The following is a 529-nucleotide window of genomic DNA, read 5'->3' on the forward strand; positions in this document are numbered from 1 at the left end:
GGTTCCTGGGCGCGGGGAACATCGCGTCCGCGCTGGCGGCGAGAGCCGTCTCCGCGGGCATCGAGCGGATCGTCCTCAGTAACAGTCGCGATCCCGAAACTCTCGCTCCGCTCGCCCGCGACCTCGGTCCGCGGGTCTTCCCGGGGACCGCGACCGACGCGGCGGAGGCGGACATCGTCGTCCTCTCGGTCCCGTGGAGCAGGATCCCCGATGCCCTCGGGCGGGTGCCGAGCTGGGCCGGTCGCATCCTCGTCGACACGACGAACCCCATCGAAGCGCCGACGTTCCAGCCGATCGACCTCGGCGGCATGACTTCGAGCGAAGTGGTCGCCTCGTATGCCACGGGTGCTCACGTCGTGAAAGCGTTCAATACGTTGAGCCCCGGGCTGCTGCGTGATGATCCTCACGTCGGCGGCGGTCGGCGCGTCATCTTCTTCTCGGGCGACCATGACGGTTCGAAGCGCGTGCTCGGTTCCCTGGTGACGAGGCTCGGGTTCCAGGGGATCGACGTGGGCGGGCTTCGTGACGG

1 protein-coding gene is annotated in these 529 nt (G+C 68.8%); it reads left to right on the top strand.

Annotation, left to right across the window (positions count from 1 at the left end; all coding sequences use genetic code 11):
- A partial coding sequence (locus AC4FQ5_RS20145; RefSeq protein ID WP_491146517.1) for an NADPH-dependent F420 reductase occupies positions 1–529 on the top strand: 529 nt, incomplete at both ends.

The organism is Chryseobacterium sp. DT-167, from assembly GCF_058310155.1.